The sequence below is a fragment of the Acidocella sp. MX-AZ03 genome (genome assembly GCF_027626035.1).
Lineage (GTDB): Bacteria > Pseudomonadota > Alphaproteobacteria > Acetobacterales > Acetobacteraceae > Acidocella > Acidocella facilis.
In genome coordinates this window covers 599,810-624,480 of the sequence record NZ_CP110774.1, presented here as the reverse complement: position 1 = coordinate 624,480, position 24,671 = coordinate 599,810, and the positions used below count along the sequence as shown (strand labels likewise).

The window sequence follows — 24,671 nt, the reverse complement described above, 5'->3', positions numbered from 1 at the left end:
GCGCAGCCGCCGCTGCCTACCGCGAGGCGGGCGCATGGAGGCTCATCGCAAAGCCTCCATGCCTTTTTGCACGCTCAGAGTTTCAAAACCGCTTTCACACAGGCGCCGCTTTCCGACTCATGCACCGCCTCGTTGATCTGCGCGAAATCGTAAAACCGCATCATCTTCTCCGCCGGGAAGCGGCCCTGCGCGTGCAGTTCGATCAGCTTGGGCAGGAACACGGCCGGCTCGGCATCGCCCTCGACGATGCCGCGTATATGCTTGCCGCTGGTCAGCAGGTCGATCACCGGCACCGGCAGCACCTCATCCGGGCGCGAGGCGCCGATGATGCCCAGCGTGCCGCGCGGCGCCAGCGCCGCCAACGCCTGGGAGAGCACCGGGATCAGCGCCGTCGTGTCGATCGCGTAGGCCACGCCGCCGCCGGTGATTTGCCGGATCGCCTCGACAGGATTGTCCGTGCCGGCATTCACCGCATGGGTGGCGCCGAGATCCCTGGCGAGATCGAGCCGGGCCGGGTTGCGGTCCACGGCGATGATGGAGGTGGCCCCCACCAGCTTCGCCGCCATCACCGCCGAGAGCCCGACCGAGCCGGTGCCGAACACGGCGAGGCTCTCCCCCACCCCGACCTTCAGCGCATTGATGACGGCGCCGGCACCGGTCTGGATGCCGCAGCCAAACGGCGCCAGCACCGCGAGATCGGCATCCGCCGCCACCTTCACCACATTGCTTTGATGCGCCACCACATGGCTGGCAAAGCTGGACTGGCCGAAGAAATGGCTGTGCACCGGGCCTGAATCACAGCTGAGCGCGGTGCTGCCATCGGCCCGCGCGCCGCTGAAATTCAGCGGGAAGAAGCCGTGGCAATAGCTGGGCGCGTGCGCCGCGCAAGAGGGGCAGGCCCCGCAGGCGCGGTAGCTCATCACCACCTTGTCGCCCACCGCAAAGCCGGACACCCCCGCCCCCACCTGCTCGACGATGCCCGCCCCCTCATGCCCCAGCACAATCGGCTGGGGCACCGGAAACACCTGGTCGCGCATCGCCAGATCCGTGTGGCAGATGCCAACGGCGGTGATGCGGATCAGCAGCTCATCCGCGCGCGGGGCTTCGAGGCTGAGGGTTTCGAGATGGAATTTACCACCCGGCGCGCGGGTGACAGCGGCCTGAATATGCATCCTGACCTCCTCAGAACGGCTTCATCGGCGCGTCGGCCTGCATCGTCATCCATTGCCACATGGAGAATTCCTCCCAGCTCGCGGGGCCGCCGACGGCGGTGCCGTTGCCCGAGGCGCCGCGCCCGCCGAACGGGTTGGCCACGTCATCGGCGACACTCTGGTCGTTGATGTGGATCAGGCCGGTCTTCAGCTGCCGGGCAATCTTCATGGCGCGGCCGATATCCTTGCCGATGATGCCGGCGGAGAGCCCGTATTCGGTGTTGTTGGCGAGTGCGATCGCCTCCTCGTCGGTATCGAAGGGTACGATATTCACCACCGGCCCGAAAATCTCCTCATCGAAGCAGGGCATGCCGGGGCGCACATCCTCCAGCACGGTGGGCTTGTAGAATAGCTGCTCGTAGGTGCCGCCCGCCGCCAGCTTCGCGCCGGCCGCCACCGAGTCCGTGACCAGCTTGTGCACACGCTCCAGCTGGCGCTGGTTGATCAGCGGCCCCAGCGCCACCTGCCCGGAGGCCGGATCGCCCACCGGCAGATGATTGGCCTTTTCCACCAGCGCCGCGGTGAGTGCCGGCACCAGCGACCGCTCGACCAGGATGCGCCCGGAAGCCATGCAGATCTGCCCCTGATGGAACCAGGCACCGAAGGCGACGTTGGAGGCGGCGGCGGCGAGATCGGCATCGCCCAGGACGATGACGGAATTCTTGCCGCCCAGCTCCAGCGAGACCTTCTTCAGATGCCTGCCGCAGCTCTCGCCCACCTTTCGCCCGGCGGCGGTGGAGCCAGTGAAGGCGACCATCTGGATATTGGGATCGGTGCAGACCGCCTCACCCGCCTCCACATAGCCGGGGACCATATGCAGCAGCCCCTTCGGCAGCCCGGCCATCTCGAAGATGCGGGCGATGATGACGCCGCCCGAGACCACCGTCTGCGGGTCCGGCTTCAGCACCACGCCATTGCCGATGGCCAAAGCGGGCGCCACGGCGCGCAGCCCCAGGATCAGCGGGAAATTGAACGGCGAGATCACCCCGACAACCCCCAGCGGCACCCGCCGCGCGATGGAGAGGCGCTCCGGCGTGGAGGGCAGCACCTGGCTCGGGATATGGTGCAGCAGGGCGGCGGCGGCGCGGCAGATCTCCACCGCCTCGCGCACCTCGTGCTGGCCCTTGGGGACGATGGCGCCGGTCTCACGGGCGATCCAGAGCGCCAGCTCCTCGGCATGGGTTTCAAAAAGTTCGGCCGCCTTCAGCAAAATCGCCTCGCGCTGGCGCTCATGGGTGGCGAACCAGGCAGGCTGGGCCGCCGTCGCCGCCTGGGCGGCGGCGGCAATCTCCGCCGTACCGCCAATGCCGGCGCGGGTCAGCACGCCAGCGGTGGCGGGCTCCAGCACGTCAGCGATGGTGGGGGCGGCGACCCAGTCGCCATTGAACAGCTTGCCCTCCCAGCCGGTACCAAGGAAAGCGCCTTGGGTGATTGCGTCCAACATGATGCTAACTCCGTGTTTGATTGATTCAGGATGGTTCGGAAGCCGGGCTTGCGGCGGGCGGCTTCGTGGAGGGGCGGCGAGCGAAGCCACGCTGCCGGCCAGCCTCCCCGCCCCGCAAGTTCAACATGTAACCAACAGGCAGCAGGCGCAGCGCGTAGCGGCGCTCCACCCAGCCCCAGATGCCCTGCGGCAGCAGCAGGGCGAACCCCACCGCGGCGGCGCCAATGCCGATGAGATACCACACGCCCTGGGCGCCGAAGCCGGCCTCCACCGCGAAGAACAGGATGGCGCCGAGGATCGGCCCCTCGAACGTGCCGATGCCGCCGACGAGGGTCATGAAGATCATGTAGGCGGTCCATTGCACGCCGAAATAGGTGTTCGGCTGAAACGAGATCGAGGTGGCGAGCCACACCGCCCCGGCCATGCCGGCCCCCAGCGCCGCCAGCACGAAGATGATGCGCTTGGTGCGCCCGACCTGCACGCCCACCGAGCGCGCCGCCTCCTCATTGTCGCGGATCGCCTGCACCGCCGCCCCCAGCCGCGAGCGCAGCAGCAGGAACAGCAGCAGCGCCACCCCGGCCATGGCCAGCAGCCCGAACCAGTAGGTGTCCGCCCTGCGTGCGGCGGGGGCGAAGCTGTTGAGCGCCAGCAGCGAGGTGCCGGTCGCGCCCTGCACGATCGGGTCCAGGCTGACCAGCAGCTGCACCAGCGCCGCCAGCACCCACATGCCGATGGCGAACTCCCCCGCCCGCAGCTTCAGCATGAAGCTGGACACGATCAGCGCCAGCACCGCGCTGCTCACACCGCCCAGCAGCAGCGCCGCATAGACCGGCACGCCGGCCTGGGAGAGCCGGATCGCGCCATAGGCGCCGAAGCCGAAGAAGAGCTGCTGCCCGACCGAGACCAGCCCGCCATAGCCGGCCAGCGCGTTCCAGGTGATCGCCAGCATCACATACACGAACAAGGTGGTCAGATGATCGACCGCATTCGCCGAAAGCAGAAGCGGGCCCGCCAGGAGTGCTAAATTCAGCGCCACGATCAGGGCGGTGCTGGCGATGGAGCGGCGTGTCCAGCGCTGGACGTGATAGGCGTGCGTCATGCGACCCTCATGCGGAGACGGCGGAGATAGGCGCTGAGCGCGCCGCCCTGGTAGAGCCGGGCGATCAGCACGACGAGAAACACGGCATGGCCGGCGATTTGCGACAGATGCGTGTTGAGCGCCCCGCCCACGCCCTGCGCCACCCCCAGCACGATGCCGCCGATGAGCGTGCCCCAGAGCGAGCCGGTGCCGCCGATCACCACCGCCTCGAAGGCGTAGAGCAGCTGCGGGCCACCGGCATAGGGATCGAAGCTCCCGCTCGCCCCCAACGCCGCGCCGGCCAACCCGACCATGACCATGGCCAGCGCCGTGGTGGCGGCGCGGACCAGCCTGGTATCGACCCCGGAGAGCCGGGCGGCATCCTCATCCTCCGCGGTGGCGCGGATGCGCCGGCCGATCTGGGTATGCGAAAGTAAAAGCTGCGTGCCTCCCAGCACCAGCAGCGCGGCGGCGAACACCAGGCAGGCGAGCTGGCTGATGAAAATCCCGCCAATGGCCCAGCTGCCGTAAGAGAGCGTGCCGATATCCGCGGCGAAGGACTGCGTATCCGCGCCAAATATGCTGAACAGCACATTGTCGCAGATCAGCGCCAGGCCGAACGTGGCCAGCAGCGGCACCAGCGCGCCGCCTTTCAGGCTGGGCTCGATGATGCAGAGTTGCAGCGCCACGCCCAGCAGCGCCATCACCGGCAACATCAAGGCGAGACCGCCCAGCGGCGAGATGCCGAGCGTCTGATAGATCACCATCATGATGAAGGCGCCCAGCACCGCCAGCGACCCATGCGCCAGATTGATGACGCGCATGACCCCGAACAGAAAGGAAAGCCCGGCCGCCAGCAAGGCGTAATACCCGCCGAGCAGCACGCCTTGCAGAATCTGATTAAGCCAGAACATCGCTACATCCTTTCAATGCGCTTGCCGGTTGAGGCCGAAATAGGCGTCCATCACCGCCTCGCGCGTCAGGCTGCCGGCGGCGCCGGAGAGCACGATGCGCCCTTCCAGCATGCAAACCAGCCGCGTCGCCGCCGCCATGGCTCGGCGCAGATCCTGCTCGACGAGAATGATGCTGGTGCCGGCCGTGCGCAGCTTCGGCAGGGCTTCGTAAACCCCATCGACCGCCACCGGCGAGAGGCCAAGCGAAAGCTCATCCAGCAGCAGCAGCTCAGGGTTGGTCATCAACGCCCGGCCGATCGCCACCGCCTGCTGCTGCCCGCCCGAGAGCAGCCCGGCCTGGCGCTTGAGAATGGGCTTGAGCTGGGGGAGCGCCTCCAGCACGGTCTCGAAATTCCACACCCCCTTGCGGCAGGCGGCGAGGTGCAGCGTGTCCTGCACGTTCATCCCCGGAAACAACCGCCGCCCCTCCGGCACCAGCGCGATGCCGCCCCGCACCCGCCGGTGCGCGGACAACCGGGTGACATCCTGCCCGCGAAACATGATCCGCCCCTGCACGGGACGGTGCGCGCCGGCGATGCTGCGCATCAACGTGCTCTTGCCCGCGCCATTGGCGCCGACGATGGCCAGCACCTCGCCAGGCGCCATGCTGAAGGAGAGATCATGCAGCGCGACCAGCAGCCCATGGCAGGCCTTGAGATTTTCAATCGTCAGCAGAGTCATGCCGGAACCTCCTCCGAACCGAGATAGGCGCTGATCACCACGGGGTCTTTCAGCACCGCCTGCGGCTCCCCTTCGGCGATGATGCGCCCGGCATCCATGCAGACCAGCCGGGTGACGACTTTGACCAGGATGTGCACGATATGCTCGATCCAGACGATGGCGATGCCGCGCCGGCGCAGATCCAGAATCACCTCCACCAGCTCCAGCGCCTCGCCATCGGTCAGGCCGCCGCCGATTTCATCGAGCAGCAGCAGATCCGGGCCAGTGGCCAGAGCGCGCGCCAGCTCCAGCCGCTTGCGCTCCAGCAGCCCCAGCGTTTCCGCCGGACGGTTGGCGACGGCGAGCATGCCGCACAGCTCCAGCGAATCCACCGCCCGGTCATAAGCCTCGCGCCGCGCGAAGCCGCCGCCTTGCGTTGCCGCCACCAGCAGATTTTCGAACACCGTCATGCCGCCGAACGGCTTTGGCACCTGGTGCGACCGGCCAATGCCGTGGCGGCAGCGCCAGGCCGCGTCCTGCCCGGTGATCTCCTCCCCGCGCAGGGTGATGCGCCCCTCGCTCACCGGCACCGCGCCGGAGAGCAGGTTGAGCAGGCTGGTCTTGCCGGCCCCGTTGGGGCCGACAATGCCGACAGCCTCGTTCGCCGCCACGTGGAACCCCACGCCATTGACGACGGCCAGCGCGCCATAACGCTTCACCAGCCCGGTTGCTTCCAGCAGCATGGTCATGAAGCCACCAAATGGCCGCGAAGGAAGCTGGCAACCTCCTCGATGGAGTCCAACCCTTCACGCACCAGCGGCGCGTAGAGCTGCCAGGAATGGCACATGCCATCCCAAACCCGCAGTTCGGCCTGCACACCTGCATCGCGCAGCCTCCGCGCGATGGTGACGGAATCGTCGCGAAGCATCTCCCGCGATCCGACATGAACGAGCACCGGCGGCAAACCGGAAAGCTCCGCGAATAAAGGTGTCACCGCCGGGTCGCGCAAACTCTGGCCTGGCAAATAGGCGCTGAGGAACAGATCGACCAGCTCCTTGGAGAGAATCGGATCATCGGAGACGCTGTGATGTGTCCCACCATCCCCCGCAAAATCCAGGGCAGGTGACATCAGGGCCAGGGCGGCGGGGCTTTGCCCTCCTCCGTTGCGTGCCCTGACGGCCGTGGACAAAGCAAGATTGCCACCCGCACTGTCCCCCGACAGGGCAATTGCCTCGTATCCTTCCGCCAAGGCCCAATGAAATGCGGACAGAGCATCGTCATGGGCGGCGGGAAACGCGTGTTCCGGCGCAAGACGGTAATCCGCGGCCAGAACCGCGATGTTCGCGGCGCGGGCGAGATTGGCCGCCACCGTCCGGTGGGTCCGAGCGGACCCCAGCACGAAGCCACCGCCATGATAATAAATGATCAGCCTGCCGGGCACGGCATCGGCCGGCAGGATGAGATCCCCGCCCACCGGCCCCGCCTCAACGCGCCGGATCTCCAGCCCCTCTGGAACCGGCAGGGCGGCATGCGCGACGTTGAACCAATCCCGCAATTCCAAGGGACCGCCTTGCGGTGGAGGATTTGCCGCCATCACTGCCAAAAGAGCATCAAGTTCAACCAACGACATGCCGCGCCTCCTCACATCTTGTACGGCTCAAGCGGGCTCTGGATGGGCACGGAGGGATCCTCCGCATGCTCGAAGGTGCGGTAATCCAGCTTATATTTGCCAGACGTCGCCTTCAGCCATTGCGCGCCGATGAGATTGGTGGTGGCGACATTGGGCACCGGACCGTTGACGAAATCGATCCGGCCCATCACCGTGGTCGTCTGCAACCGGCTCATCGCCTTCGCCACCGCGGATTTGTCCTTTGGATTGCCAGCGGATTTCAACGTGGCCACCATGGCGTCGAACAATGCCAGGGAAGGCCCGAGCTGTTGCTGCCATTGCCGCCCGGTCGTGGCCTGGTAGGTGCTGGCGAGCTGCGCCGAGCTGAGCCCGGTGAGCGCCGAACCATATGGAAAGGCCGGATGCCAGTAGGCGCCGGCATTGATCCGGTAGCCCAGCGGGCCCAGCGCCTCCATCTGCGAGGGAAACAGACCGGTTTTGGCGACGGTGACGATCTTCATCTGCCGGGTCAGCCCCTGCTGCGCCGCCTGGCGCCAGAAGCTGGTGAAATCCGGCGGGATCGGGAAGGTGCAAAATACCTCGCAGCCGGCCTTCTTGAACATCGCGATCTGTGCGGAATAATCGGTGGTGCCGTCCTGGTAGCCGCCAGGATCGACCATATCGAACCCGGCCTTGGCGAGGTCGGGCAAGAGATGCGCGCGGATGGCATTCCCGTCCGCATCGTTGGGGCACAGCACCGCCACCCGCTTGTTGCTGGCCACATCATTATTCCAGCTGGAGATGTAGAGATCCCGGAACTGCGCGGTGCCGAAGCAGAAATGGTAGGTCCATTTGAACGGCGAAGGCTGGCCCGGCTTGGCGCCGCGCCCGAAATACCAGGACTCCCAGGGCACGATGGTGGACAGGCACGGCACGCCCGCCGCCTCGCACGCATCGGCCACCGGATTGACCACTTCCGGCGTCGAGGTGGTCAGCATCAGATCGATCTGCTGGCCATTGATCAGATCCTTGGCGAGCTGGCTGGCCCGGGCGGGATCGGACTGGGTGTCGCGGTCGAAAATCGTGACCTCGTAGGTGGTGCCGTTCAGCGTCAGCCCGTTCGCGAATGCCTTGCGGACCAGCCCGAGAATGAACGGATCGCCCTCGCCGAAGCCGGCCAGCGGCCCGGTGCGCGGGCTGATGAAGCCGATGCGCAGCGTATTCGCCGCCGCCGCCCGCGCCGGGCGCCAGCCGGCGCCAAGCCCCAGCGCAACGCCGGCACCGGCGCCGACGAGCAGCCGGCGCGACAGCCCGTCACGGGTGTTTGAATCGTGAACGCTCATGGTGTTTCCCCGTTCTTTGCTGTTGGCATCTCAGAAGGCATGGATGTAGCGCAGAATGACATTGAAGCCGTTGGTGGTGTTCTTCTTCACCACCGGCAGATAGACATTCAGGAAGCCAATATTGTTCTGGTTGAACATGTAGGTCGCCCCCGGCCCCATCGAGAGGCTTTCCGTCTCGGTGCCTTTCTGGGTCACGCCATTCACCTGGTCGTCGGTGAATTGCTTGAAGTAATAGCCGTTGAGCCCGACATTGAGCTTCGGCAGCACCTCGTAGGAGGCGGTGAAGTTCACCCAGCCCGCATCACCCGCCTGGGTGGTGGTGCCGGCCGGCAGCGGCGCGCTGGAGGCCGGCTGGGAGTTGGTGAAATTATGCAGATAGTTGAACCGCGCCGACAATTCGGTTTTGGCGGTCGGCAGCACTGTCACCGACCAGTAGGGATTGATCGACCAGAAGCCCGAGCTGGGATTGATGTCCTTCGAGGTGTCATACGACCCGCTGGGCGAGATCACGTCGAATTCCATGCGCTGCGCGAAAACCGGGCGGCCGCCGCGAATGACCGGCGGAAACGCGATGAACGGACCCCAGGTGATGTCGCCAACCCCCATGCCCCGATTGGCGACCAGCCGGACCGGGCTGTCATGCGCGAAGGAGGCATTGAGATCGACCAGCGGCACGATCGCCATCGCCCCAGCACCCCGCCAAACAGATGATAAGGCGACACATAGATGAACTGGTTGAGCGAGACGATCGCGGTGATGCTGGTGTTCTTGAACACCGGAATCGCGTTGCCATTGGTGTCGTTGATGGCGTTGAAATGCTGGATCTGGAAATATTGCTGGTAGATCAGACCAGGCGTGTATTTACCCAGCGCATCGAAGAAACTGGTGCCGCCGAGATTGATGCCCGACGGCTCGTTGACCGTCACCGCCTGGGCGGGCTTCAGCGCCGCACCGCAGGCCAGCGCCAGGGCCAGAACCGCGGATGAAACAGCCTTGAATTTTCTTGTTTTCATTGAACGCTCCCATATTGGATACGCCTTTGCGGCGTTGATTTTAAGGAACCGATGGAGCGGCCCAAGCATTAGTTATGTTATATTACATACCTTTTAGAGATACCGCACAGCATTCACGGCATTCCAAGCCTCCCTCCCCTTGCCTCTTGCCTCTTGCCGCCACGTTGAATCCGGCGCTGCGAAGCTTATCGCATTCTGGCCTCGGCCACGCTGTTCCAGGGGAGACATGGAGATTTGTCCGAAAGGGACAGGCTCTCAAGACTCAATCTTGGCGGCACAGGCCGGGTTTAGTGGTTCGTCTGCCGATACGCACTGGGGCTGCAGCCGAAACGCTCTCGAAATGCCCTGCTGAAATGCGAAAAATTATTGAATCCATAAGCGAATGCGATTTCGCCGACAGCAAGATGGCGTTGCGCCGTGGCGCGCAGCGCCTGGGCACAGCGCTCCAGGCGAGACTGCCAGATAAAATCCGACAAGGAGATGTCGCTCCCGGCAAAGGCGCGATGCAGATGCCGCTTCGAGCACCCGAACTGCTCGGCCAGGGTCTGCACCGAAAGCTCCGGATCGGCGATATGGGTACGGATATAATGCTTCACCTGAAATTCCAGCGTCTGGGCGGCGGAAACGCTAGCGCGCTCCTGCGCGGCGCCGGCGATGGCAAGGCGCAGCAGATTGGTCGCCACCTCCCCAAGCCCCGCCGCTTCGCTGGCGTTGGCCCGCGCGCCCTCGGCCAGAATGCTGTTGATGTAATTCGGAAAAATTCTTCCTACGGCCGACACTTGGCCGAAATCATGCACCCCGAAACAATCCAGTTGGGCAGCGGGTAAATGCAACTCTGCCTTCGGCACCAGAATCACGAATTGGTGGACCTCGGTCAGATTCACCACCCGATAGGGCCGCGCCGTATCGTAAAATGTCCATCCCGCCCCGTCGAGCACCACCTCCCGCCCAGCCTGGGCGAACAGGCTGCGTCCGGATAATTGGACAGCGACTTTTACGAATTCACGTGGACCGTTATTGGCACTGCGCGCCTCCCGCACCACCGCCACAGAGGAGGACGAAAGCTCGCAAAGCTTGACTTGCCCCGCTTCCTGGAAGCGGGCACGTCCAAAAAACGGTGCGTCGTCAATGATGTTGGATTTCAACCCCCCATCATTTGCCAAAGCGCATGATCCCAAACGGGCATCTGACTCGCGCCAACAGCCTCGATCCATGTCCCCGGCGTCGTTTCACATGACATGCCGTTTCATCCCAATGCCCGCAGCAGCTGTTTTAGTTTTGATTTTAACGGTCAGAATAGAGCGATCGGCGGAACGCCGTCAAGAATTTCGGGTCAGATCGATTTAATATATATCATATCATACCGGCCTCATGCCCAGGGCTCCGCCCGTGTCAGCGACATCATCGGCAGACAACACCACCTGACCGGCGCCAAAGCGCGTGGGCGATCCCTATACGATACAGGTTCAGATCGACGCGCCAACACAAAAGCTAGAGCATTGGCAAGCCGACATAATTCTCCGCCAGACTCCGCTGCGCCGCCTCGGATTGGCGGATATAATCCAGCTCCGCCATTTGCAGCCGCCGGGAAAATCCATCCATCTCCGGAAAGCGATGCGTCACCGACGTAAACCACCAGGAAAAGCGCTCCGCCTTCCACACCCGCGCCAAGGCGCGCGCGGAATAGCCCTCAATCCCGCCAGCCTTGCCGGACTTGAAAAATTCAACAAGCGCCTCTGCCAGAAACGTGACATCGGAGGCGGCCAGGTTCATCCCCTTGGCGCCGGTCGGCGGGACGATATGGGCGGCATCCCCGGCCAGAAACAAACGTCCCCAGCGCATCGGCTCGGCAACAAAAGAGCGCAGCGGCGCAATGGATTTCTCAAAAGCGGCCCCGCGCGTCACCTTCGCCGCCAGCTGCGGGCCAAGCCGCAGGCAGAGCTCATCCCAGAACCGTTCATCCGGCCAATCCTCGAGCTTCTCCTCCAATCCGCACTGCACGTAATAGCGGCTGCGGGTCGGCGAGCGCATCGAGGCCAGGGCGAAGCCGCGCTCGTGATTGGCATAGACCAGCTCTTCATCCGCCGGCGGCACATCGGCGAGGAAGCCGAGCCAGCCAAACGGATAGACACGCTCGAACTGGCGCAGCACCGTGGCGGGAATCGCCGCCCGGCTGACGCCATGAAACCCGTCGCACCCGGCCACGAAGCGGCAGGCGAGCTGCTTCGCCTCCCCCTGCGCGGTCCAGGTCACAATTGGCTCATCCCCATCCAGCCCATGCAGCGCCACATCCTCGGCATTCCAGACGATCTCGACCCGCGTGCCGGCGCGGCATCGAACAGATCTTTCATCACCTCCTGCTGGCCATAAACAACAACATGCCGCCCGCCGGTGAGTGCTGCCAGATCGATGTGGAACAACTCTCCATCCAGCGCCAGATTGGTGCCGCCATGCACCAGCCCCTCACGCTCCATCCGCGCATTCAGCCCAAGCCTGCGCAACAGATCAACCGTCACCTGCTCGAGCACGCCAGCCCGCACGCGCGCCTCGACATAAGCCCGGTCGCGCCGCTCCAGCACCACCGCGCTTATCCCCTCCTGGGACAGCAGATGCGCGAGCAACATGCCGGCAGGGCCAGCGCCGATGATTGCGATGTCAGTTTTCATGGTCAGGATGTTCCCCAAACGCCAGGATAACGGCGCGTTGTATATGTTACATCACATAATAATCAGCCGCGCCGCGCCGCCCATGGAGGCTACGCCAAAAAACTTGGATATTTCACCAAGTCCAGGCTAAGTGGCGCCATGCAGGATTCCAGCGCGGTACCGAGCTTCTATTTATATGGCGAATCCCACCGCGCCGCCGCCCCCGGCTTCGTGCACGCGGAAGCGCTGGATGACCGCTCCCGCCCTCGGACTGGACAATCCGCCCGCATGCGCATCGCGAGCTGGCACAGCTGATTTTCATCAGCAAGGGTGGCGGCGACATGCGCGCAGAGGCCCGCACGCTGCGCTTTCAGGCGCCGAGCCTGCTGGTGGTGCCCGCCGGACTCGTCCATGGGTTCACCTGGGTGGCGGAAACCGCCGGGGTGGTGATCACCATGGCCAGCACCTACCTCGCCGGCCTCACCGCGCGCGATGCGGATGCCAGCGCCCTGTTCGCCAACGCCGCTTCACTGGCGCTGCCGCCGGGCGCGGCAGCGTCCTTGCAGCGCCACACACGGGATTTGATGCGTGAACTAGGCTGGTCCGCCCCCGGACATAAAACCGCGGTGGATGCGGCAATGCTGGCGATTTTGCTGGCCGGCATCCGCGCCTGCGCGCAGGCCGGCGCACCGGCGCCGCGCGCCGGGCACTACGCCGGGCTGGTCGCCAGGCTGCGGGCGCGCATCGAAGAGCGCTTCAGGCTGCGCGAACCGGTCCCCGCCTACGCGGCGGCTTTGGGCGTCTCCGTCACCGCCTTGGGCAACGCCTGCACACGCATCGCCGGCGCCGCCCCGGGCACCTTGCTGGATGAACGCGCAATGCTGGAAGCCCGGCGTGCGCTGCTTTATTCAAACCTGTCCGTCGCCGAGATCGGCTATGCGCTGGGCTTTGCCGATCCCGGACATTTTTCCCGGTTTTTCACGCGCCATGCCGGCCAGTCCCCGCGCGCCTTCCGGGCGGCGGCGCAGTGAGGCGGCGCTCAGGTCTGGTCGGGCCGCGCGGAGAGCAGATCACGTAGGCCAGGCTTCAGGATCTTGCCGGTGCCGGTGCGCGGCAGCGCCGCGAGGAAGCTGACATATTTCGGAATCTTGTAGCGCGCCAGACGCGTATTGAGAAAGGCGAGGATCTCTTGCGCATCCGGCCCGGGCTCGGCCACCACCACCGCCAGATGCCCCACCTCGCCCCAGCGCGAATCCGGCACGCCGATGACCGCCGCCTCGCGGATCCCCGGCATCCCCGCCAGTACCGCCTCGATCTCCACCGGATAAACATTCTCGCCGCCGGAGATGAACATGTCTTTCTTGCGGTCGACCAGGAAAAAGAACCCGTCCTCATCCTGGCGGGCGATATCGCCGGTGCGAAACCAGCCCTCGGCGGTGAAGGCCTTGGCGGTCTCGTCCGGCGCGCGCCAGTAGGCGGTGAAGATGTTTTCGCCCTTCAGCAGCAACTCCCCGGCCATGCCCGGCGCTACATCATCGCCATTGGCATCGACGATACGCGTCTGGATGGAGGGCGGGATCAGCCCCGCGGCACCCGCCTTCTGGTCGATCAGCGGAATATGAACCGGCATGCAGGAGACCGTCCCGGCCTCGCTCATGCCAAACCCATCGGCAATGGCGATGCCATCCCGCAGCCAGGCGCGTATGTCGGCGGCCGGGTGCGGCGCGCCGCCGGAAAAAATACCGGTGAGGGTGCGCAGGCGTTGCGGGTCGAAGCCCGGCTCGGCGCGCAGCATCTTCGCCATTTGCGGCACACAAAAATAATGCGTGATCTTCAAGTCAGGATCGGAGAGCCGGGCCAATGTGCGGGCGGCGTCAAAGCCCTCGCTGATCAGCACCGCGCCGCCGCGCATGAAGGCGGGACGCAGATTGGTGATGATCCCCATGACATGAAACATCGGCGTTTCCGCCAGCATCATGCTCGCATGGGTGACACGGGCCAGCAGGCCGAAATTCACCGCGGTCTGGGTGATGTTGCGTTCGCTCAGCAACACGCCCTTGGGCCGGCCGGAGGTGCCGGAGGTGTAGAGAATGAGGCTGGGCGCGGCACGGTCGAACGGCACCGGCGCCAGCGCCGCAGCCTGTTCAATCTCGCTACGCAGCGCGGGCAACAAGGTCTGCCGCACCGCAGCGCCGAGCGGGTCCAGAAACTCGGCATCGCCAACCAGCAAGGCGGGATCGCAATCATCGAGCAGCCGGCGCTGCTCGGGCAATGCCAGGCGCCAGTTCAGCGGCACGAAAATCGCGCCGATGCGCGCGCAGGCGAGGTGCAGCAGCGCCTGCTCGGCACAATTGCGCCCCAGCGCCGCGATGCGCTCCCCCGGCTTGATGCCGTAATGCGACACCAACAGCCCGGCGGTCTGGGCAATCGCCGCGTCCCATTGCGCATAGTTCCATTTGCGGCCGCTGGCGAATTCCAGCACCGCCAGCGCTTCCGGCTGCAGCCCTGCCTGCAGGCCGGGATCGTCCACGATATTGACCATTGCGGTTCCTCCCCTGGTAGGCGCGCTCAGTCTTTCAAACGATAGGCGCCAAGCCCAGGCTTGTAGGTTTTTTCATCGATGAACTGCCGGATCCCCTCTTTTCGTCCATCATTATCATAGGAGTTCGCCGCTTCCTGGGCACGCACCAGATAATCCTCGGCATTCTCATAGGTCATCTCCCCTACCCGGCGCACGGCATCCTTTGTCGCCTTCAGCGCCACGGGGTTCTTCTTCAGCAGCACGTTGGCAACCTCGGTCACGCGCTGGCGCAGGCCAGAGAGCGGCAGCGCCTCATTCACCAGCCCCCAGGCGGCGGCGGTTTTGCCATCCACCATCTCGCCCATCATGGCGTGGTACATGGCGTTGCGGAAAGAGAGCAGCTCCACCGCCACCTTGGTGGCCCCACCGCCGGGCAGAATACCCCAATTGATCTCGGAGAGGCCAAACTGCGCCTCTTCTGCCGCAAAGGCGAGGTCGCAGGCGAAGAGCGGACCGTAGCCGCCGCCAAAACACCAGCCATTCACCATCGCGATGGTCGGCTTCTGGTACCAGCGCAGCCGCCGCCACCAGCCATAGGATTCACGCTGCGCCTTGCGCGTGGCACCCAGCCCTGCGCCTCCGTCTCCCGGAAATATTCCTTCAAATCCATGCCCGCGGACCAGGCCGTGCCCTCGCCGGTGAGCACCAGCACCCCGACATCCTCGCGGAATTCCAATTCGTCGAGCACCTCCATCATCCGCCGGTTCAGCCCCGGGCTCATGCAATTGCGCTTCTCCGGACGGTTGAATTTCACCCAGGCGATGCGGTTTTCAACCGTGAACGCGACGGTATCGGTCTCAGACATTTTCATTCCCCTTCAAAAGCAAGGCCCGCGGCAAAGCCGGCGCGCCTCATCTGCTTCCGGTTTTAATGCTATATATCATAACATACAAGCCCCGACGACGCCGCGCCGGAGCTGGATAAGATTGCGCCAGCCTCAGGGCGCGGGCATAGTCGCGCCATGGCGCTGAAACTGAAATCCCCCGCCCCTGCCCGGTTGAAAACGCGGCCCCAGCAATCCCCTGGAACAGCTTCTGGGCTACCAGCTGCGCCGCGCCTCCCAGGCGATGATGGCGGATCTCGGCACCGAGCTGGCGGATCTGGACCTCAAGGTCACGGAAATGTCGGTGCTGATGGTGATCGAGGAGAATCAGGACATTACCCAGAGCGAAATCGGCCGGGTGCTGGCCATCCAGCGCGCCAACATGGTGCCGCTGACCACGCAGCTGGAACGCCGTGGGCTGCTGCGCAAGGGGGTGACCACGGGAAGGGCACAAGCGCTGCGCCTGACGCCCGCCGGGCGGGCGCTGATGCGCGAATGCCGCAAGCGCGTGGCCCGGCATGAGGCACGCTTGCTGGCCGGTATCGGCAAAACCCAGCGCGAGGCGCTGTTGCGGCACTTAAGGATGGTGTGGGAGGGTTAACACTATCTGGGGTTCGGTTGACGCGCCAGACAGCGCCACATCATGCGCCGCGCCTCAACCAGCGTCTTGCAGCGCCGTCTCCAGCCGGTGATAGCGGCGCTGGTGATAGACCAGCCCGGTGGCCTGGGGACATAGTTTGACCGCCCTCACATCGCAGAACAATACGCGATGCGTCCCAATTTCGACGACACTGGAAATCACCCCATCAAAGGCGGCGGTGGCGCTCTCCAGCACCGGCGCGCCCGTTTCCAGGCGCACCCAGCCGGCCTGGGCGAAGCGCTCCGCCATGCTCAGCCCCTGCTGACCGGAAAACCAGCGCGAGAGCGGCTCGCCATCCGCATTGAGCACATTCACGCATAACGGCCCACCCTGCTGAAACGCCCCGAGAGCCGGCTGTTTTTATTCATGCAGACCAGCAGCGTCGCCGGCGTGTCGGTCACGCTGCACACGGCCGAGGCGGTAAAGCCCATATCGCCCTCCGGCGCGCGGGTGGTGATGATGTTCACCGCGGCGCCGAGCCGGGCCATCGCATCCCTGAACAAGGTGGTGTCGATTGTCATCGGGCGGGCCTTTCCAAAACTCAACGCATCACGAACGGATCAGGCAATGGCGCATCCGAGAGATTGATCCAGACCGATTTGGTTCTGGTATAATCCAGGATCGATTCGACCCCGCCCTCGCGCCCCAGCCCGCTTTCCTTGTAGCCGCCAAAGGGCACCAGCGGCGAGATGACCCGGTAGGTATTCACCCACACCACCCCGGCCCGGATGGCGCGGGCCAGCCGGTGCGCACGCGCGAGATTTTGCGTGAACACACCGCTGGCCAGGGCGAATTTCGAATCATTCGCCAACGCCAGTGCCTCGTCTTCGGTATCAAACGCCATCACGCTGAGCACCGGGGCGAAAAACTCCTCGCCCCAGCAGGGCGGCTTGGGCGTATCGCAGAGCAGGATCGTCGGGCGCAGATAAAAGCCCGCCTCGAACCCCGCCGGCACATCGCCACCGGTGATCAGCACCGCGCCCTGGTCCTGGCTGTCCTTGATCAGCGCCAAGGCCCGGTCGCGCTGGCGCGCGGTGGCCAGCGGGCCCATCTGCGTGGCCGCGTCGGCCGGGTTGCCGATGACGATCTGCTCCGCCCGCGCCTTCAATCTTTCCAGCAGCGCCGGCAGCAGCGGGCGCTGCACCAGCATCCGCGAGCCGGCCACGCAGCTCTGCCCGCTGGCCGCGAAAATCCCGGCGATGACCGCGCTGACCACATTATCGGGATCGGCATCCGCGAAGGCCAGCACCGGCGATTTGCCGCCCAGCTCAAGCGTCGTCGCGGCCAGGTTGGCGGCGGAATTGCGGACGATATGCCGCGCCGTCTCCGGCCCGCCGGTGAAGGCGATGCGCGCGACCAGCGGATGCGTGGTGAGCGCCTGGCCACATTGCGCGCCGGTGCCGGTGATGATGTTCACCACCCCCGGCGGGAAGCCGGCCTCATGCACCACACGGGCGAATTCCAGCAGCGGTGCGGCGCCATCCTCGGCGGCCTTCAGCACCATTGTACAGCCCGCTGCCAGGGCCGGGCCCAGCTTCACCGCCGCCAGGAAAAGCTGCGAATTCCAGGGCACCATGGCGGCCACCACCCCCACCGGCTCGCGGCGCAGCGTCACCTCCATCTCCGGCTTGTCCACCGGCACGTGCAGCCCCATCACCTTGTCGGCCAGCCCGCCATAGAAGCGGAAATATTCGGCGATATAGGCGATCTGGCCGCCGGTCTCGCGGATGATCTTGCCGGTATCCCGGGTTTCCAGCGCGGCCAGGCGCGGTGCCGCCTCGGCCAGCAGATCCCCCAGCCGGGAGAGCAGCTTGCCGCGCGCCGTGGCGGTGAGCCCGGCCCAGGCGGGGGCGCGCAAAGCGGCATCGGCGGCGCGCACGGCGCTGTCCACATCCTGCGCGCTGGCGGCGGGCATCAGCGCCCAGGGCGCGCCGGTGGCCGGGTCCAGGCTTTCGAAATGCGCCGCCGCATCCTCGAACCGCCCGTCGATATAAAGCTGAAACCGCTTCAGTTCAGGCATATTCAGGGGCTTTCTGGAAATGCGGCATCACCTCTTCGATGAAGCGCCGCAGCGAGGCCTGCTTGCGCGCAAAGCTCATGCCGCTATCGATCCACAGGCTGAACTGGTCATAGCCCAGCGCCTCATAGGCTTTCAGCCTTGCCACCACCTCGTCGGCGGTGCCGATGACAAAGCTCTTGCGCACAATCTCTGGGGCGTATTGCGGCATCGCGGCCATCTCCTCGGGCGTCAGCGCCTCCATCATGCCGCGCGTCACCGGCTTTTTGTTCTGGAACCAGGCGCCGAAATAGCAATAAAACCGGCTCAGCTCCTCGGCCCCTTGCGCGGCGTCTTCCTCGTCGGCGGCGACATAAGTATGCTGCAGCAGCATGATCTGCGGGCGCTTGACCTGCGGATTGGCGTCGCAGGCGGCGTTGAAGCGCTGCATCAGACTCTCCACCTCCGCATCGCCGCTGGCCAGCGGCGTGACCTGCACATTGCAGCCCGTGCGGACCGCGAATTCATGCGAGTTCGGGTCACGCGCCGCCACCCAGATCGGCGGCCCGCCCGGCTGCAGCGGCTGCGGCACCGCGCTGGTTTTCGGAAACTGCCAATATTCGCCGTGATGTTCGTAATCGCCCTGGAACAGCTTCTGCACCGCGGGCACCAGCTCGCGCATGCGCAAGCCTGCCTCCATCGGTGTCAGCCCCGGCTGCAGCCGCTCATACTCGAAGCTGTAGGCCCCGCGCGCGATGCCAAGCTCCAGCCGGCCACGGGTGATCAGATCGGTCATCGCCGTCTCCCCGCCAACTTGATCGGGTGCCAGAACGGCGCGATCACCGAGCTGGTGCCCAGCCGGATCTTCGTCGTCTTCGGCGCCAGATAGGCGATCTGCAGGAACGGGTTGGGCGCGATGGTGAATTCCATGCCGTGATGCTCGCCGATCCAGGCGGCCTTCATGCCGCCGGCTTCGGCCTGCGTCACCAGCGCCTCCAGCTCGTCCAGCAGCTCAATCTGGCTCTGCCCCGCAGAGAGGCGTTCCATATGCACAAACAGCGAGAATTTCATAATGTCGCTCCGTCGTAAAGCTATTGCGCGGCCTGCAACAGCACGGTTTCATCGAGAAAACGGCCAAGAACGTCATTCACAACCCCGGGTGCGGCCAGGCTCATCATGTGGCGCTGGCCGGGCAGCGCCACGGCCCGCCCTTGCGGGGCAGAGTCTGCCATGCGGCGGGACATAGCGGGCGAGGAATTCTCATCCTCCTCGCCGGTCAGGAACAAGGCCGGCATCGCCAGGCTCCCCAGCCGGCCTTCATGCGCGGCATCGGCGCGGGCAAACAGCCCATAGGCGCGGGCATAGCCGACCGGATCCACCGTCGCCAGCGCGGCGCCGACCCAGGCGGCGGTTTCCAACTGCTCGGGCGGCACCGGCGCGCCGAACCAGCGATCAATCGCCGCCTGCCGCCAGCCCAGCTCTCCGGCCCCGGCCCGCAAGGCGGCGGCGCGCGCGGCCACGGCGCTGCGCTGTGCCGGCGTGCGGCAATAGACCGCATTCATCGGCACCACCGCCCGCACCCGTTCAGGATGCGCCAGCGCGAATTCCAGCGCGACCAGAGCGCCCATCGAGTGGCCAACGAGGCTGACACGCGCCAGCCCCAGCCCATCGAGCAGCGCCAGGAGCTGTGCCGCATAATCCTCGAGCGTGGGCGCCTGCGGCGGCAACGCGCTGCTGCCATGGCCCAGCGTGTCATAGGCCACGACATCCCAGCGCGACGCGAAGGCGGCCATCTGCGGCGCCCAGAAGCCGGCATGCATGCCCACCCCATGGATCAGCACCAGCGCCGGGCCGGCGCCCGCCCGGCAATAGCCGGTGCCGCCCAGCCGGCCGAGATGATAGCCCTCAGCCATTCAGGTCGCCCAGCTCGGCCAGATCCTTGTACCGATCGCCGATGCGATGGTGCGGGCGCCCGCCGATGGAGGCGCCGAGTGCCACCAGGATTTCATCCGGGCCTGGCGCATCGTCGATGCTGAACTGCACGGTGAGATAATGCGAGCGCATCCCCTCATCATGTTTGTGCATCAGCGGAATCTGGATCGAGGCGCCCGGCCCGCCACGGGTGTTGGTGAAGGCGAGATAGGATTTCGCCCCGACGGCGCGGCGGTAGTGATTGCCAAAGCGCAGCGTATGGATCAGCGCCGAGGCATGTTCAACCTCCCCCGCACTGCCGACGATGGCGCATTTGCCATAGCCTTCCACCGCCTCGCCCGAGCCGGCCAGGCGCAGGATTTCGGCGGTCAGCATCTCGCCCAGCACCGGCCCGATGGCGCGGATTTCCGGCGAGAGATCCTCCACGAAGCCCCGCCCGGCCCAGGGATTGGCGAGCACCGCGGCGGTGCCGAACAGCTTGAACGGCCCAGGCGCGGCGCGCCCGCCCTCGATGCGGATATCTTCGGTGTAGGTGACGAGCTTGCGCAGGGACAGCGTCATGGCGAACTCCTTATTGTCTTATGGTATACCATAAGATTGACAAGAGCGGGCTGTAAAGAGGAAACTGGCATTGCGGGTCGTTTTTGACTCACGACATGATAAACAAAGCCACGGGAAACAGGTCTTCTTCCATGCCGGACAGCCAACCAGACGCATTGCTGATCGACCGCCCCGCGAAAACCTTGCGGCAATTGGCGCTTGAGAAAATGCGCGAAGCCATCCTCACGATGAAATTCCGCCCCGGCGAGCGGCTGGTGGAACGCGCCTTGTGCGAGCGGCTGGGGGTCAGCCGCTCGGTCGTGCGCGAGGTGCTGCGGCATCTGGAATCCGAAGGGCTGGTCGAGACCATTCCCAATCACGGCCCGGCCGTGGCGGCCCCGGAGCCGGCGAAGATCGCGCAGATCTATGAGCTGCGCTCGATGCTGGAGGCGCTGGCCGCGCGCCACTGCGCCGCCCGCGCCACCCCGGCCGACCTCGCCGCCCTGCGCACGGCGCTGGAGGCGGTGCGCGCCGGCTACGGCGCCGGCGAGCCCTTCACCGTGCTGGCCGCCACCGCGCGGTTTTACGAGGCGATGTTCCGCGCCGCCGGACGGCAGGTGGCGTGGGAGCTGCTGGTGGCGTTGAATGGGCGGATCACCCATCTGCGCGCTCGCACCATCTCGACCTCGGGGCGGGAGCGCGACGGGATGGCGGAGATGCAGGCGATCCTGGACGCCATTATCGCGCGCGATCCGGACGCGGCGGCGGCGGCTTCGGTGCGGCATCTGCAAAACGCCCTGCAGCTGGCCCTGAAGCAGGGCCCCGCCGAAAGCCAGAGCCCAAACTGACCCGCCGCAACGCACAAAAAATCGCCAGACCGCTCCTTTTCGCAAAGACCCTTCATAGGCCTCACCCAGTTTGGCGATAAATACGGCAAGCCGGGCGCGTTTTCCTCTTTACAGCGTCTTTCCGTCGCTCTTATGGTATACCATAAGATAAACACACCGAGGCCCGCTCCGATGTTCTACGAGATGCGTACCTACAGGCTAAAGACCGGCATGGTTCCGGCCTATCTGAAACTGGTCGAGGAGGAGGGCATCGCCATCCAGAGCGCGCATCTGGGCGGGCTGGCGGGCTATTTCTTCACCGAGATCGGCCCGCAGAACGAGATCGTGCATATCTGGGCCTATCCCAGCCTGGATGAGCGCGACCGCCGCCGCGCCGCGCTCATCCGCGATCCGCGCTGGCTGGCGTTTCTTCCCAAAATCCAGGCCCTGATCGAGACGATGGAGACGAAAATCCTGCGTCCCGCGCCCTTCTCGCCGCTGCCTGGCAACCCGCTCAACAAGGAGGTCTGATGATGCGACGCTTAGGCTTGGGGCTTTGTCTGGCATTGGGCGGCATCGCCGCCGCGCAGGCGCAGAGCAGCATGGTGTTCACCAGCTGGGGCGGCACCACCCAGCAGGCCCAGCAGAAAGACTGGGCCGACCCGTTCACCAAGACCACCGGCATCAAGGTGCTGCAGGACGGGCCCACCGATTACGGCAAGTTCAAGGCGATGGTGGAGAGCGGCAATGTCTCCTGGGACGTGGTCGATGTCGAAGGTGATTTCGCGCAGGCAGCCGCCAAGGCCGGGCTGCTCGCCCCGATCGATCTGCCCGCGGCGGATGCCGCCCAGCTCGACCCGCGCTTCAACAGCCCCGACGCCGTCGGCTCTTTCTATTATTCCTTCGTCATCGCCTACAACAAATCGAAATTCAAAGGCGACGCGCCAAAGACCATGGCGGATCTGTTCGACACCGCGAAATTTCCCGGCAAGCGCTGCTTCTATAAATGGTCCTTCGCCGGCGTGCTCGAAGCCGCCTTGCTGGCCGACGGGGTGAAGCCGGACCAGCTCTACCCGCTGGACCTCGACCGCGCCTTCAAGAAGCTCGACAGCATCAAGAGCGACATCGTCTGGTGGAGCACCGGCGCGCAATCCCAGCAGCAGCTGGCCTCCGGCCAATGCCCGATCAGCCTGATGTGGAATGGCCGGGTGCAGGCGCTGCAGGATAGCGGCGTGCCGGTTGCGATGAGCTGGGACGACAACCTCACCACTGGCGACATGCTGGTGATCCCCAAGGGCGCGCCGCATCTGGCGGCCGCGCAAAAATTCATCGCCTACGCCACCAGCGCCAAGGCGCAGGCCGCCTTTGCCACCGATACCGGCTATGCCCCGGTGAATAAAGGTGCCGCCGCGCTGATGGGCCCGAAAGCCCTGGCCGCGCTGCCAGGCGCTCATGCCGCCAGCCATGTGGATCTGAACATGGCCTATTGGGCCGCGCATCGCGATGACATCGCCAACCGCTGGTATGCATGGCAGACCAAATAAGCCTGAGCAGAGCGGCGCCCGCCGCTTCGCGTGAAGCAAGGCGCCGCCGCGCCAGGGGCTTTGCCCCGGCGGCGCCGGTTCTCGCCTTCCTGCTGCTCTGTTTCGCGCTGCCGGTGCTGGCGCTGCTGCTGCGCTCGATCCTGGAGCCGCATCCCGGGCTGCAGAATTACGCCGCGCTGCTCGCCACCGGCACCTACGCGAATGTGCTCGAAAATACTTTTCTCATCTCCTTCATCGTCACCGCTATCACCGCTGTGGTCGGGCTGCCTCTGGCCTGGTTCATCACCGTGGCCCCGCGCCGTCTCGGCCGGCTGGTCTTTGGCATCGTCATCCTCTCGATGTGGACCAATCTGCTGGCGCGCACCTATGCCTGGATGGTGCTGCTGCAGGATACCGGGCCGATCAATAATTTCCTGATCTGGACCGGGCTCATCAAAAATCCTCTGCCGCTTTACGGCAGCATGGCGGGGTGGTGATCGGCATGGTCTATATCATGCTGCCCTTCATGGTGATTTCCCTGCGCGGGCCGCTGGCCGCGCTCGACCCGGCGATGTTCCAGGCCGCCTCCTTGTGCGGCGCCGCGCGGCTGCAAAGCTTCACCCGCATCTTTCTGCCGCTGCTGCTGCCGGGGCTGGGGGCGGGCGGGCTGATCATCTTCGTGATGTCGCTCGGCTATTACATCACCCCTCCCTGCTCGGCGGCGCGCAGGACATGATGCTGGCGGAACTCATCGCCCAGCAGGTGCAAACGCTGCTCAATTGGGGGCTGGCCGGCGCCGCCTCCTTCGTGCTGCTGGTGGTCACCCTGGCGCTCTATGCCGTGCAGGCGCGCTACCTCGCCCCGCATGGCCGGAAAGGGCACTGATCGATGTTGATGGAGTTCTCACAGCTCGGCTGGTGGCGCGTCGTGCTCTCGGCGGTGGCCGGGCTGGCGGCGTTGTTCCTGCTCGCCCCTCTGGGGCTGCTGATCGCGCTGTCTTTCGACAGCTCGCAATGGCTGCAATTCCCGCCCCCGGGCTGGACGCTGCAATGGTACGCGCAGGTCTTCGCCGACCCGAACTGGCTGGCCTCGCTGCTCACCTCGCTTGAGCTGGGGGCGGTCGTCACCCTCGCCTCGGTGCTGCTGGGGCTGCTCGCGGGCTTCGCCATCGCGCGCGGGCGCTTCCCCGGACGCGAGACCCTGCGCGGCTTTTTCCTCACCCCGATGATCATGCCCTCGATCGTGCTGGGCATCGCGCTCTATGCGGTGTTTCTGCGGCTACATCTGGCCGGCACGTTTTTGGGCTTCGTGCTGGCGCATCTGGTGCTGGCCCTGCCCTTCTCCATCGTCGCCATCACCGGCGCGTTGGAAGCGACCGACAAATCCCTGGAGGACGCCGCCATGCTGTGCGGCGCCGGGCTGTGGGAGGCGCGGGCGCGGGTGATTTTGCCCGCCATCCGCCATGGCATTTTCTCCGCCGCCATCTTCTCCTTCCTCACCTCCTGGGATGAGGTGGTGGTGGCGATTTTCATGGCCAGCCCCGGCCTGCAAACCCTGCCGGTGCGCATGCTGGGCGAGGTGCGGCAGAATCTCTCGCCGGATATCGCCGTGGTCTCCTCCCTGCTCGTGCTCGGCACGTTGCTGCTGATGGGATTGGCGGCCATTTTCAACAAGGATGCAAAGCGATGAGCGCCTATCTTGAGCTGCGCAACCTGCGCAAGGAGTTCGGCGATTTCGTCGCCATCGACAATATTTCGCTGCGCATCGAGAAGGGCGAGTTCATCACCTTCCTCGGCCCGTCCGGCTCGGGCAAGAGCACCACGCTCTACGCCATCGCCGGCTTCGTCGAGCCC

General features: G+C 65.3%; 26 protein-coding genes and 4 pseudogenes. 11 read left to right on the top strand and 19 right to left on the bottom strand.

The annotated features are described in order from the left end of the window. Nucleotides 1-74: 74 nt before the first annotated feature. The 11 genes and pseudogenes from GT370_RS03545 to pobA form a co-directional block, all read right to left on the bottom strand. Nucleotides 75-1,172 carry an NAD(P)-dependent alcohol dehydrogenase gene (locus GT370_RS03545; protein ID WP_270183908.1) on the bottom strand — a complete coding sequence of 366 codons (1,098 nt, stop codon included), beginning with the start codon at nucleotides 1,170-1,172 and terminating at the stop codon, nucleotides 75-77. 10 nt (nucleotides 1,173-1,182) lie between these two features. Beyond that, nucleotides 1,183-2,655: a benzaldehyde dehydrogenase gene (locus tag GT370_RS03540; protein WP_051060200.1), complete on the bottom strand. Its 1,473-nt coding sequence runs from the start codon at nucleotides 2,653-2,655 to the stop codon at nucleotides 1,183-1,185. Between the two features lie 25 nt (nucleotides 2,656-2,680). Continuing rightward, entirely contained in the window at nucleotides 2,681-3,754 is a 1,074-nt protein-coding gene (locus tag GT370_RS03535) for a branched-chain amino acid ABC transporter permease (protein WP_081822085.1), read from the bottom strand. Then, nucleotides 3,751-4,647 carry a branched-chain amino acid ABC transporter permease gene (locus tag GT370_RS03530; protein ID WP_008493187.1) on the bottom strand — a complete coding sequence of 299 codons (897 nt, stop codon included), beginning with the start codon at nucleotides 4,645-4,647 and terminating at the stop codon, nucleotides 3,751-3,753. The genes GT370_RS03535 and GT370_RS03530 overlap by 4 nt, the downstream gene beginning before the upstream one ends. Before the next feature lie 12 nt (nucleotides 4,648-4,659). After that, nucleotides 4,660-5,367, bottom strand: a complete 708-nt coding sequence (locus GT370_RS03525; RefSeq protein WP_008493188.1) for an ABC transporter ATP-binding protein — start codon at nucleotides 5,365-5,367, stop codon at nucleotides 4,660-4,662. Further along, the gene (locus GT370_RS03520; RefSeq protein ID WP_008493189.1) at nucleotides 5,364-6,095 is read right to left on the bottom strand and encodes an ABC transporter ATP-binding protein; all 732 of its coding nucleotides are present in this window, start codon (nucleotides 6,093-6,095) and stop codon (nucleotides 5,364-5,366) included. The genes GT370_RS03525 and GT370_RS03520 overlap by 4 nt, the downstream gene beginning before the upstream one ends. Next, nucleotides 6,092-6,907 (bottom strand): alpha/beta hydrolase, encoded by an 816-nt coding sequence (locus GT370_RS03515; protein WP_008493190.1) that lies wholly within the window; start codon nucleotides 6,905-6,907, stop codon nucleotides 6,092-6,094. The genes GT370_RS03520 and GT370_RS03515 overlap by 4 nt, the downstream gene beginning before the upstream one ends. Before the next feature lie 80 nt (nucleotides 6,908-6,987). Continuing rightward, nucleotides 6,988-8,298: an ABC transporter substrate-binding protein gene (locus GT370_RS03510; RefSeq protein WP_008493191.1), complete on the bottom strand. Its 1,311-nt coding sequence runs from the start codon at nucleotides 8,296-8,298 to the stop codon at nucleotides 6,988-6,990. 30 nt (nucleotides 8,299-8,328) lie between these two features. After that, a complete protein-coding gene (locus GT370_RS03505) occupies nucleotides 8,329-8,982 on the bottom strand; it encodes a SphA family protein (protein WP_270183907.1) in 654 nt (217 codons plus the stop codon). A gap of 616 nt (nucleotides 8,983-9,598) precedes the next feature. Beyond that, a complete protein-coding gene (locus GT370_RS03500) occupies nucleotides 9,599-10,456 on the bottom strand; it encodes a helix-turn-helix domain-containing protein (RefSeq protein ID WP_008493193.1) in 858 nt (285 codons plus the stop codon). A 346-nt stretch (nucleotides 10,457-10,802) separates the two neighbouring features. Continuing rightward, nucleotides 10,803-11,917, bottom strand: a pseudogene (pobA, locus tag GT370_RS03495) (4-hydroxybenzoate 3-monooxygenase). Nucleotides 11,918-12,115: 198 nt separating this feature from the next. Here pobA and GT370_RS03490 point away from each other — a divergent pair. Both GT370_RS03490 and GT370_RS03485 read left to right on the top strand, forming a co-directional pair. Beyond that, on the top strand, nucleotides 12,116-12,271 hold the full coding sequence (locus tag GT370_RS03490; protein WP_270183906.1) for a hypothetical protein: 156 nt from the start codon (nucleotides 12,116-12,118) through the stop codon (nucleotides 12,269-12,271). Continuing rightward, nucleotides 12,235-12,987 carry an AraC family transcriptional regulator gene (locus tag GT370_RS03485; protein ID WP_442865529.1) on the top strand — a complete coding sequence of 251 codons (753 nt, stop codon included), beginning with the start codon at nucleotides 12,235-12,237 and terminating at the stop codon, nucleotides 12,985-12,987. Before GT370_RS03490 ends, GT370_RS03485 begins: the two co-directional genes overlap by 37 nt. 8 nt (nucleotides 12,988-12,995) lie before the next feature. Here the strand turns inward: GT370_RS03485 and GT370_RS03480 are convergent, their stop codons facing one another. Genes GT370_RS03480 through GT370_RS03470 form a run of 3 tightly spaced genes read right to left on the bottom strand, consistent with a single transcriptional unit; the run spans nucleotide 12,996 to nucleotide 15,342 of the window. After that, nucleotides 12,996-14,498 carry an AMP-binding protein gene (locus tag GT370_RS03480; RefSeq protein ID WP_008493197.1) on the bottom strand — a complete coding sequence of 501 codons (1,503 nt, stop codon included), beginning with the start codon at nucleotides 14,496-14,498 and terminating at the stop codon, nucleotides 12,996-12,998. 26 nt (nucleotides 14,499-14,524) lie between these two features. Further along, entirely contained in the window at nucleotides 14,525-15,106 is a 582-nt protein-coding gene (locus GT370_RS03475) for a p-hydroxycinnamoyl CoA hydratase/lyase (RefSeq protein WP_270184348.1), read from the bottom strand. Continuing rightward, complete coding sequence (locus tag GT370_RS03470) at nucleotides 15,019-15,342, bottom strand: enoyl-CoA hydratase-related protein (RefSeq protein WP_270183904.1); 324 nt, start codon at nucleotides 15,340-15,342, stop codon at nucleotides 15,019-15,021. Before GT370_RS03470 ends, GT370_RS03475 begins: the two co-directional genes overlap by 88 nt. Before the next feature lie 262 nt (nucleotides 15,343-15,604). On the opposite strand from GT370_RS03470, the gene GT370_RS03465 reads away from it, so the two are divergent. Continuing rightward, the gene (locus GT370_RS03465; protein WP_270183903.1) at nucleotides 15,605-15,961 is read left to right on the top strand and encodes a MarR family winged helix-turn-helix transcriptional regulator; all 357 of its coding nucleotides are present in this window, start codon (nucleotides 15,605-15,607) and stop codon (nucleotides 15,959-15,961) included. A gap of 54 nt (nucleotides 15,962-16,015) precedes the next feature. Here GT370_RS03465 and GT370_RS03460 read toward each other — a convergent pair. The 5 genes and pseudogenes from GT370_RS03460 to GT370_RS03440 all read right to left on the bottom strand — a co-directional run bounded on the left by GT370_RS03460 (nucleotide 16,016) and on the right by GT370_RS03440 (nucleotide 20,489). Further along, nucleotides 16,016-16,521, bottom strand: a pseudogene (locus GT370_RS03460) (flavin reductase). Between the two features lie 20 nt (nucleotides 16,522-16,541). Then, nucleotides 16,542-18,020: an aldehyde dehydrogenase gene (locus tag GT370_RS03455; RefSeq protein ID WP_270183902.1), complete on the bottom strand. Its 1,479-nt coding sequence runs from the start codon at nucleotides 18,018-18,020 to the stop codon at nucleotides 16,542-16,544. After that, a pseudogene (locus GT370_RS03450) lies at nucleotides 18,013-19,043 on the bottom strand (LLM class flavin-dependent oxidoreductase). The gene GT370_RS03455 and the pseudogene GT370_RS03450 overlap by 8 nt, the downstream one beginning before the upstream one ends. A 44-nt stretch (nucleotides 19,044-19,087) precedes the next feature. After that, a complete protein-coding gene (locus GT370_RS03445; protein ID WP_270183901.1) occupies nucleotides 19,088-19,909 on the bottom strand; it encodes an alpha/beta fold hydrolase in 822 nt (273 codons plus the stop codon). Then, the gene (locus GT370_RS03440; protein ID WP_008495854.1) at nucleotides 19,902-20,489 is read right to left on the bottom strand and encodes an amino acid synthesis family protein; all 588 of its coding nucleotides are present in this window, start codon (nucleotides 20,487-20,489) and stop codon (nucleotides 19,902-19,904) included. The genes GT370_RS03445 and GT370_RS03440 overlap by 8 nt, the downstream gene beginning before the upstream one ends. Before the next feature lie 131 nt (nucleotides 20,490-20,620). Between GT370_RS03440 and GT370_RS03435 the strand changes: the two genes are divergently transcribed. The 8 genes and pseudogenes from GT370_RS03435 to GT370_RS03400 all read left to right on the top strand — a co-directional run. Next, a complete protein-coding gene (locus tag GT370_RS03435; RefSeq protein ID WP_035178761.1) occupies nucleotides 20,621-21,316 on the top strand; it encodes a GntR family transcriptional regulator in 696 nt (231 codons plus the stop codon). Between the two features lie 171 nt (nucleotides 21,317-21,487). Continuing rightward, complete coding sequence (locus GT370_RS03430; protein ID WP_008493207.1) at nucleotides 21,488-21,826, top strand: NIPSNAP family protein; 339 nt, start codon at nucleotides 21,488-21,490, stop codon at nucleotides 21,824-21,826. Continuing rightward, entirely contained in the window at nucleotides 21,826-22,839 is a 1,014-nt protein-coding gene (locus tag GT370_RS03425) for an ABC transporter substrate-binding protein (RefSeq protein ID WP_035178764.1), read from the top strand. Before GT370_RS03430 ends, GT370_RS03425 begins: the two co-directional genes overlap by 1 nt. Next, nucleotides 22,824-23,315 carry an ABC transporter permease gene (locus GT370_RS03420; protein ID WP_270183900.1) on the top strand — a complete coding sequence of 164 codons (492 nt, stop codon included), beginning with the start codon at nucleotides 22,824-22,826 and terminating at the stop codon, nucleotides 23,313-23,315. The genes GT370_RS03425 and GT370_RS03420 overlap by 16 nt, the downstream gene beginning before the upstream one ends. Continuing rightward, nucleotides 23,309-23,554 carry a hypothetical protein gene (locus GT370_RS03415; protein WP_270183899.1) on the top strand — a complete coding sequence of 82 codons (246 nt, stop codon included), beginning with the start codon at nucleotides 23,309-23,311 and terminating at the stop codon, nucleotides 23,552-23,554. Before GT370_RS03420 ends, GT370_RS03415 begins: the two co-directional genes overlap by 7 nt. After that, nucleotides 23,551-23,703, top strand: a complete 153-nt coding sequence (locus tag GT370_RS03410) for a hypothetical protein (RefSeq protein ID WP_270183898.1) — start codon at nucleotides 23,551-23,553, stop codon at nucleotides 23,701-23,703. Before GT370_RS03415 ends, GT370_RS03410 begins: the two co-directional genes overlap by 4 nt. Nucleotides 23,704-23,712: 9 nt before the next feature. Continuing rightward, on the top strand, nucleotides 23,713-24,507 hold the full coding sequence (locus GT370_RS03405; RefSeq protein WP_240376540.1) for an ABC transporter permease: 795 nt from the start codon (nucleotides 23,713-23,715) through the stop codon (nucleotides 24,505-24,507). After that, nucleotides 24,504-24,650 (top strand): annotated as a pseudogene (locus GT370_RS03400) (ATP-binding cassette domain-containing protein); the annotation flags it as partial. The gene GT370_RS03405 and the pseudogene GT370_RS03400, both read left to right, overlap by 4 nt. Between the last annotated feature and the right edge of the window lie 21 nt (nucleotides 24,651-24,671).

Excerpts from the sequence above, each read along its gene's own strand:
- GT370_RS03545 (WP_270183908.1), bottom strand. The coding sequence starts at position 1,172 with ATGCATATTCAGGCCGCTGTCACCCGCGCGCCGGGTGGTAAATTCCAT.
- GT370_RS03540 (WP_051060200.1), bottom strand. The coding sequence starts at position 2,655 with ATGTTGGACGCAATCACCCAAGGCGCTTTCCTTGGTACCGGCTGGGAG.
- GT370_RS03535 (WP_081822085.1), bottom strand. The coding sequence starts at position 3,754 with ATGACGCACGCCTATCACGTCCAGCGCTGGACACGCCGCTCCATCGCC.
- GT370_RS03530 (WP_008493187.1), bottom strand. The coding sequence starts at position 4,647 with ATGTTCTGGCTTAATCAGATTCTGCAAGGCGTGCTGCTCGGCGGGTAT.
- GT370_RS03525 (WP_008493188.1), bottom strand. The coding sequence starts at position 5,367 with ATGACTCTGCTGACGATTGAAAATCTCAAGGCCTGCCATGGGCTGCTG.
- GT370_RS03520 (WP_008493189.1), bottom strand. The coding sequence starts at position 6,095 with ATGACCATGCTGCTGGAAGCAACCGGGCTGGTGAAGCGTTATGGCGCG.
- GT370_RS03510 (WP_008493191.1), bottom strand. The coding sequence starts at position 8,298 with ATGAGCGTTCACGATTCAAACACCCGTGACGGGCTGTCGCGCCGGCTG.
- GT370_RS03505 (WP_270183907.1), bottom strand. The coding sequence starts at position 8,982 with ATGGCGATCGTGCCGCTGGTCGATCTCAATGCCTCCTTCGCGCATGAC.
- GT370_RS03490 (WP_270183906.1), top strand. The coding sequence starts at position 12,116 with ATGCAGGATTCCAGCGCGGTACCGAGCTTCTATTTATATGGCGAATCC.
- GT370_RS03480 (WP_008493197.1), bottom strand. The coding sequence starts at position 14,498 with ATGGTCAATATCGTGGACGATCCCGGCCTGCAGGCAGGGCTGCAGCCG.
- GT370_RS03470 (WP_270183904.1), bottom strand. The coding sequence starts at position 15,342 with ATGTCTGAGACCGATACCGTCGCGTTCACGGTTGAAAACCGCATCGCC.
- GT370_RS03465 (WP_270183903.1), top strand. The coding sequence starts at position 15,605 with ATGATGGCGGATCTCGGCACCGAGCTGGCGGATCTGGACCTCAAGGTC.
- GT370_RS03455 (WP_270183902.1), bottom strand. The coding sequence starts at position 18,020 with ATGCCTGAACTGAAGCGGTTTCAGCTTTATATCGACGGGCGGTTCGAG.
- GT370_RS03445 (WP_270183901.1), bottom strand. The coding sequence starts at position 19,909 with ATGGCTGAGGGCTATCATCTCGGCCGGCTGGGCGGCACCGGCTATTGC.
- GT370_RS03440 (WP_008495854.1), bottom strand. The coding sequence starts at position 20,489 with ATGACGCTGTCCCTGCGCAAGCTCGTCACCTACACCGAAGATATCCGC.
- GT370_RS03435 (WP_035178761.1), top strand. The coding sequence starts at position 20,621 with ATGCCGGACAGCCAACCAGACGCATTGCTGATCGACCGCCCCGCGAAA.
- GT370_RS03430 (WP_008493207.1), top strand. The coding sequence starts at position 21,488 with ATGTTCTACGAGATGCGTACCTACAGGCTAAAGACCGGCATGGTTCCG.
- GT370_RS03425 (WP_035178764.1), top strand. The coding sequence starts at position 21,826 with ATGATGCGACGCTTAGGCTTGGGGCTTTGTCTGGCATTGGGCGGCATC.
- GT370_RS03420 (WP_270183900.1), top strand. The coding sequence starts at position 22,824 with ATGGCAGACCAAATAAGCCTGAGCAGAGCGGCGCCCGCCGCTTCGCGT.
- GT370_RS03410 (WP_270183898.1), top strand. The coding sequence starts at position 23,551 with ATGATGCTGGCGGAACTCATCGCCCAGCAGGTGCAAACGCTGCTCAAT.
- GT370_RS03405 (WP_240376540.1), top strand. The coding sequence starts at position 23,713 with ATGGAGTTCTCACAGCTCGGCTGGTGGCGCGTCGTGCTCTCGGCGGTG.